Origin of the sequence: Arthrobacter bambusae (genome assembly GCF_022606295.1) — a bacterium.
GTDB lineage: Bacteria > Actinomycetota > Actinomycetes > Actinomycetales > Micrococcaceae > Arthrobacter > Arthrobacter bambusae_A.
Map to the genome: position 1 here is coordinate 1 of NZ_JAHHZS010000068.1, position 6,072 is coordinate 6,072.

Here is a 6,072-nt window from a genome sequence, read left to right on the forward strand (position 1 = left end):
CGAGGGGTCATGTGGCGCGCCGGAGCAGTCGTGCTGGAGCCAGTCGGATCGGATCGCGTGGGGCGAAGGACCTATGCCAAAGGAAAGGCTGCTGAACTTGGCTACCGGGGAATACGGTGCCATTGAGGGTGTGGAACAGGTCATTCATGGCGACCTACTCGGCGACGTCAGCGAAGAAATACGGGCCTCGTACTTCGCCGCCGGCGACGATCATCTGGACGCCGACCTGTAGCCCGGAGCCGATCTCATCGGCAGCGACATCAGGTTCTGCCGGCTGTGCGGGGCGGACCTGAGGGGGACCTGACTCATTGCCGCCGATCTGCGCGACAGTGACTTATCGGGTGCGGATCTGCTCGGTGCAGACCTGCGGGATGCCCGGCTTGACGGCGCTGATCTCTCGAAGGCCCTCTACCTGACACAGCCTCAGCTCAACGCCGCGAAAGGGAGCCGCGCGACTCTTCTCCCCTCCGGCTTGGCAATACCCCCGCACTGGAATTGAGGATGAGCGCTCACCGCGGGGCCGGGAACGACGGCGCGGCACCTCCCAAGGAAGGTGCCGCGCGGATTTCGTCTGCGGACGCGAACCTAGTGTGCGCTCGTGAAGAGCAAGCCCTTCGGGTGGATCGAGGACAGACCCGCGACCGGTGTGAGCGATCCGGTCGAGAGGTCCAGCGCCGCGAGGTAGTCCGGGGCGGCATCCGGCGTCACGGTCGAGAGTGCCTGGCCGGCCGCGAACGGGCCGGTGACGGAGAGCACCGTGTTGTGGTCGGGATCGGTGATCCACAGGGTTTGCCGAGACGTCGTCGCGAAGGCGGTGTCGTCGACCTGCTGGCTGAGGTTGAGCACCTGCAGCGACTGCTGCGGGGTCCCGGCGCGGTCGGCGAAGATCAACTGCTGGTCGCCCTGTGAGGCAAGCGCGAACTGGTTCTTGAAGCGGGGGCTGTCGGCCGGGACCACTGTCGCCGAGTCAGGGTCGGTCAGGGCAAGGGCCGTGGTCCCTGTCGAGCCGGAGTTGGCGACGGTTGCGGTGGCGTTGTCCGTGAAGACCGGGGCCAGGGCGGCTGTCGAGCCGCTCAGCGTCGCCTGGTAGACGGCCGGCCCGGTGGTGTCGGACGGGTTCGAGGCGGTGATGAAGATCTTGCCCTGGTAGATCGTAGCCGTGTCCGTGCCGCCCCCGTGCGTCAGTCCGGTGTAGGCGAAGTCCTTCACGGCGGCAGCGCCGCCGGACGGTGTCACGGTGTGGAAAGCGGAGTTGCCGTCCTCGTTCGTTGTCACCAGCAGCCTTTGGCCTGCCTCGTCAGCGTGCAGTCCGTCGATCTTGCCCGTAATCGTCCAGGACCCGCCCGGGGTTCCGTCGAGGGAGTATTGCTGGATCGTGCTCGCGGTTGCACCGCTCGTGGAGGGTTCGCCCATCGGGCCGACGCCGTTCTGGAAGGCCACATAGATGTTGTTGCCAAGGCGCGTGATGTCATCCGGCTTGCTCTCGCCGCCGACAGCAGCGAAGGACTTGACCGTGTAGGGAGACGCAGGGGCGGCGTTGGCCGGGACGGCGGTGCAGCTCAGGAGGACTGCGGCCGAGAGTACAGCGCCGAACATGAAGGGCTTGCGGGAAGGTCTGATGTCCATGGTTAAGTTCCTCAGTGTCATAGTCGATTCCCCATCGGGGCCATCATCCGGTCACCGCATGGATGCGAGGTAACGCTGGGATGAACGGAGGACGGCCACCCGCTTGGAGACGCTCCCGGAACGCCAGACCATAACGGGCTCAAATACCTAGCTCGTGGCGCTGCTCGCCGCTGCGGTGTCCGGAGGCATGGCCATCGCCTCGCCCAAGCCACGAAGGTAACCGGCGAACCCGTGGAGCGCCCGGCCGTGCAGGCGGCTGGAGGTGATGACCCGGAGGGTGTCCGTCGCGACTACGGCGCTGCCGGATCGCCGGAGGCGCGCCGCCAGGATCCGGTCCTCGTGGAGGCGCACGGGCTCAAACCCGCCCACTCCGAGGTAGTGCGAAGCCCGGACGCCGAAGTTCGCGCCGAACACATGGGGGTGGTCCTCGGCGAAGCGATGCCTGCGTGCCCACGCGTTGAGCAGGCTCTTGTCCAGCTCGCCGGGGTCCGGCTCAACGGTGCCCAGCACGGCGTCAGCCCCGGACTCGGCGAAGTCCACTTGGCCGCAGAGCCAATGCAGTGGAACCACGGAGTCGGCATCGGTATTTGCCAGCCAGATCTGTTCAGGGGCTGTGGTCGTGGCGGCGAGGGCGGCCCGGATGCCGGCCGCCCTGCTGGCCCCGGCGCTGTGCAGGCGAACGTCGACGAGGCTGAGGCACCCTTCGGAGCCTGCGGCGTCGACGGCGGCATCTCCCGTGCCGTCGTCGCACGCGTCCAACACCACCACGACGCCGATGCCCACGCCGGGGCGCAGCGCGCGCAACTCGGCGGCGGCGCGGCATATGGCGCGGATCGCCGGGGCGATGCGCTCGGCCTCGTTGCGGGCGGGGACCACGACGGCGACATGGGCGATGCTGCCATCGACTGGCCCACCGTGTGCGGACGGGATTCCAGGGAGGGGGCGGTTGCCGCCCTCAATGCTAGGCGCGGGCATCGGCGCTTCCGGCCGCGGCCGCGATGAACGTCTCAAGGATGAAGGCCTTCTCCCGGTACACCGCGGCGGAAGGCCAGGGCAGCCGCCCCCGCGCGGCCGCATGGACGCTGTCTCCATCCAGTGACCAGCCAGAAATCGGATGGCGCCAATGGCACATCACCAATGTCCCGCCCGGCAGGAGCGAATCCACCGATTTGTCGAGCACGGCGTCCAACTCGGCGCGGCTCAAGTAATACCCCACCTCTGAGATGACGATGAGGTCGAACCGGCCATCGGGCCACTGGGTGGGCACCGTCATGTGCGCCGTCGTTGCCCCTGGGTTATCGGCAAGCCGGGCATCCGCCGAGGCGAGGGCCTGGCTGCTCGCATCCACGCAGAGGAGTTGCTCGCAGCGCTGGGCGAGTTCGGCGCTCAGCACTCCAGAGGAGCAGCCCAGTTCGAGTCCCCGGGCGTAGCGCGGATCGGGCAGCGCCGCCATGGTCAAGTCGCGTTTTCGCTTCTCGTACCAGCTGCTCGAATAATCCCAGGGGTCGCTGGATGCAAGGTGAACGGCGTCGAAAACGCGCTCCGCGTCGGCCGCTGTGTTCCCGCCTGAAGGAGGAGTCCATGCAAAGGTCTCCCACGTCCGGCGGAAATGGTCGACGAAACGCTCCTGCAGGAGTGCTTCGTCACCAGGCCGTCCTGAGAGAGGTTCCATCTGTGAGCGGTGGGCCTGCAAGGCCGCGGACTTGGCTTCCCGGCCGCGCGCCGTCAGTTCCGACCGCACCCAGCTGCGCCATCGCGCGTCAGCTACATTGGCCCAAAGCCAGTACCAGATCGGGTATTCGAGGAGCCCGTGACCCTCCGCTTCGGCGAGTTCCGCGGCAACGGAACCGACGACGTCATGATCGGGGTGGCCGTCCCCCCGCAAAGGCGCCACCAGCACGACGTCGGAGGGCAGGCTCCCGCCAGCGTCCCGGACGGCAGCCCGCAAGGCGTCGCGGATCGCCGGGCGGTGACGTCCGAGCTGGCCGTCGGGGAGCCGCAGGTTCGTCCAACGGGCGCCCACACCCAACGCGGCCATCGCGTTTTCGAACTCCCGTACCCTGAGCCTTGCCAGCTCGCCAGGGGTGGTGGTCGGAGAGTGCGGGTGCGAGGCCTCGCCCGCGCTGCACAGCACAACTCTGACAGCGGCCCCCAAGTCCACCAGCCGGGTGATAAGGCCACCGGCACCGAGAGTTTCGTCGTCGGGATGGGCAGCAAGCACGACGACGCTTCGGCCGGCCAGTTCGGCATCGTCCAGTGGGAGCTCAGGCAGCAGATCCACCCCCGCCCTCAGCCACTCGTCCTCAGCCGTGCCTGCATCGGCATGTGCAAAAGTCACCATGTGTTTGCGCCCTTCAAGACCAGTGATCCGAGTTGGGCGTCGTCGCGCTGGCCGTGATGTTGCCGGACGTAGAGGCGAAGATCGGAAACCCGCTTGGCATGTCGCTCATCCCGGGCCAGCGGGGCCGGGCCCAGGTTCTCACCGACGGTGTCCTGGATTCTTTCCACAATCTCAGCCACGTTGCCCCTGATCCGCAAGGCGTGCGCCCACGCATCGTTGCTGTCTTCGCGATCGCCTAAGGTGCCGCCGTCAATCCTGGCCGCCGCGCTGCGGAGCAGCTCGAATCCGGATGCGAGCAAACGGTCCGCTTCGCCAAGGCCGGAAAGCGCGATCTGGTCCGGTTCCCGGCGTGCAAGGGCGTCCTTGAACGTGCGGACGAGGCCGACGGCGCCGCCCAGCCAGCAAGCGGCGACGCCGATGCCTCCCCAGGCGAAACCGGGTCGATCGAAATACCAGCCCGGCTCGCCGACCGGGACCGCAGGGACGTCAGCGAAATGCACCGTGCCACTGGGAATTTCGCGGAGGCCGTGGCTAATCCAGAGCGGTTCTTCGACTTTCACTCCCGGGGAGCGCAAGTCCACGGCGAATGCCTGGCGACTGCCCGATTGCGTCTGCGCAGTGACGATTGCATGGTCGAGATCGCCGGCCAGGGAGCACCAGGGCTTCGAGCCGGACAGCGTCACGCCGGACCCCGCCGATGTGGATTGCCCGGCATCCCGCGCCTCAAGAACATGCCCCGGCCCCTCGGCGGCGAACACACCCCATGTGCCGTCGAAAAGGGCCTCCTGCCCCGCTTGCTTCAGAATGGCGCCGGCGTCCAGGTGTGGTTCGAAGACGCGCGCAGCAGCAACGTCGACTGCGGCCAGCGACGCCAGGATCTCCCACAGCCGTGCCGTCTCGCCTTCGCCGGGATCCGGCATCGTCCGTGCTGTCATCTCGGCCAGTGCCAGCAACGCGGGGACGTCGCCTACCCGTTCATCTGCCTGCGACAACAGTCGCTCGACGTCCTCAGGCAGTGGAGCTTTCCCCAGCCGCACGCCTTTGCTCGTCTTGTCATAGCCCGGGCGGTGCATGTTCATCTCTTCCTCCGCATCACCTAGACCAAACCATTTCCTGCGGTTAATAGTAAGCAGGCTTATTACCAACCGGCCAACAAGCGCCCCCCGACTCCAGCGAATTAATCAGCATACTGACTAATCTGGGATTGAAGGTGCCGGAAACCCCGGCTCCGCCGGACCTTGGGAGGCATGATGAGTGCGCGCGACGAAATCAGCAAGGCAGCGGAGAGCGCCATGGACCTCGCCCGATCGTCAGAACCAAACGACGACGGGCATGTACCCCACCCCGGAAGGCCTGGCGAGCCCATCAAAGGGAACTCCTCGGTCAGCGAGGCCACCAACGCCACAGCAGCCGCACGCGAAGCCGCGGGCGCTGGTGGCTCGTCAGTCGATGCACCCTCATCTGGCCTTCGTGAAGGCAACTCACAGACCTCTGCCGAGAGTCTGGATTCAACTGATGCTGGCCGGAGCCCCGGGGCGGAAGGTGCCTCTGCAGAAGCTGCCAGGAGCCGGGTTCCAGGGCCTGCCGGCCTTCCGGAGCCTGACCCCCAGGACGGGACGTCCGAGGCCCTCGAATCCGACGAGGATCCTTCTGTCGGCATGGGCAGGGGCTGAGGAAGCCAGAATGCCATCCCCATCGATCCCGCTGGGCATCTGAGAACCGCGGGTCAACTCGCCGTACCGAAATTCAGACCGTAACCAGCACGTCGAAAGGCCACCTGCACGGCGAAAGGCCCGTGCACCAGCACAGGCCAACCCGCGATTCCCTTGCGTGATCGGGGCTTAGACGCTTCGGCCGCGGTTGACGAAGAACATGATCACAGCGACCACAAGCACGATCGGAGCGATCCAGAGCAGGAAGCCGACAGCCTTGACCGTGCCGCCGATGATGAACAAAACGATCGCGATAACGGCCAGGATCCAAAGCAACGCGCTCATTACCATTACCTCCCAAATTGTGTTCTCGAACAGCCCCGGGTCGGCGGCTGGCCCTAATCTACTCCGCGCGGAACAGCGTTTCCAGTGGTCGCGTTGACTCATTGAAAA

The 6,072-nt window shown here is 66.4% G+C and carries 7 protein-coding genes and 2 pseudogenes; 4 read left to right on the top strand and 5 right to left on the bottom strand.

The genetic code is table 11. The features are described 5' to 3' along the window. The 3 genes and pseudogenes from KNN17_RS22590 to KNN17_RS22600 all read left to right on the top strand — a co-directional run. Positions 1–232 (top strand): annotated as a pseudogene (locus KNN17_RS22590) (hypothetical protein); the annotation flags it as partial. A gap of 6 nt (positions 233–238) precedes the next feature. After that, positions 239–304, top strand: a pseudogene (locus tag KNN17_RS22595) (pentapeptide repeat-containing protein); the annotation flags it as partial. A gap of 15 nt (positions 305–319) precedes the next feature. Continuing rightward, a complete protein-coding gene (locus KNN17_RS22600) occupies positions 320–499 on the top strand; it encodes a pentapeptide repeat-containing protein (protein WP_308196872.1) in 180 nt (59 codons plus the stop codon). A gap of 86 nt (positions 500–585) precedes the next feature. Here KNN17_RS22600 and KNN17_RS21815 read toward each other — a convergent pair whose 3' ends face one another. From KNN17_RS21815 to KNN17_RS21830, 4 genes are all read right to left on the bottom strand, one after another. Continuing rightward, complete coding sequence (locus KNN17_RS21815) at positions 586–1,626, bottom strand: hypothetical protein (protein WP_241710966.1); 1,041 nt, start codon at positions 1,624–1,626, stop codon at positions 586–588. A 147-nt stretch (positions 1,627–1,773) separates the two neighbouring features. Then, positions 1,774–2,601, bottom strand: a complete 828-nt coding sequence (locus KNN17_RS21820; protein WP_241710968.1) for a glycosyltransferase — start codon at positions 2,599–2,601, stop codon at positions 1,774–1,776. Beyond that, complete coding sequence (locus KNN17_RS21825; protein WP_241710970.1) at positions 2,588–3,967, bottom strand: bifunctional PIG-L family deacetylase/class I SAM-dependent methyltransferase; 1,380 nt, start codon at positions 3,965–3,967, stop codon at positions 2,588–2,590. Before KNN17_RS21825 ends, KNN17_RS21820 begins: the two co-directional genes overlap by 14 nt. Beyond that, complete coding sequence (locus KNN17_RS21830; RefSeq protein ID WP_308196871.1) at positions 3,961–5,046, bottom strand: acyl-CoA dehydrogenase family protein; 1,086 nt, start codon at positions 5,044–5,046, stop codon at positions 3,961–3,963. Before KNN17_RS21830 ends, KNN17_RS21825 begins: the two co-directional genes overlap by 7 nt. A 171-nt stretch (positions 5,047–5,217) precedes the next feature. Here KNN17_RS21830 and KNN17_RS21835 point away from each other — a divergent pair, with 171 nt between their 5' ends. Beyond that, complete coding sequence (locus tag KNN17_RS21835; RefSeq protein ID WP_241710973.1) at positions 5,218–5,640, top strand: hypothetical protein; 423 nt, start codon at positions 5,218–5,220, stop codon at positions 5,638–5,640. Between the two features lie 168 nt (positions 5,641–5,808). On the opposite strand, the gene KNN17_RS21840 is transcribed toward KNN17_RS21835, so the two are convergent. After that, positions 5,809–5,964 (bottom strand): hypothetical protein, encoded by a 156-nt coding sequence (locus KNN17_RS21840; protein WP_171983377.1) that lies wholly within the window; start codon positions 5,962–5,964, stop codon positions 5,809–5,811. Positions 5,965–6,072 lie beyond the last annotated feature (108 nt).

Coding starts and splice junctions, on each gene's coding strand:
- KNN17_RS21815 (WP_241710966.1), bottom strand. CDS start 1,626: ATGGACATCAGACCTTCCCGCAAGCCCTTCATGTTCGGCGCTGTACTC.
- KNN17_RS21820 (WP_241710968.1), bottom strand. CDS start 2,601: ATGCCCGCGCCTAGCATTGAGGGCGGCAACCGCCCCCTCCCTGGAATC.
- KNN17_RS21825 (WP_241710970.1), bottom strand. CDS start 3,967: ATGGTGACTTTTGCACATGCCGATGCAGGCACGGCTGAGGACGAGTGG.
- KNN17_RS21830 (WP_308196871.1), bottom strand. CDS start 5,046: ATGAACATGCACCGCCCGGGCTATGACAAGACGAGCAAAGGCGTGCGG.
- KNN17_RS21835 (WP_241710973.1), top strand. CDS start 5,218: ATGAGTGCGCGCGACGAAATCAGCAAGGCAGCGGAGAGCGCCATGGAC.
- KNN17_RS21840 (WP_171983377.1), bottom strand. CDS start 5,964: ATGAGCGCGTTGCTTTGGATCCTGGCCGTTATCGCGATCGTTTTGTTC.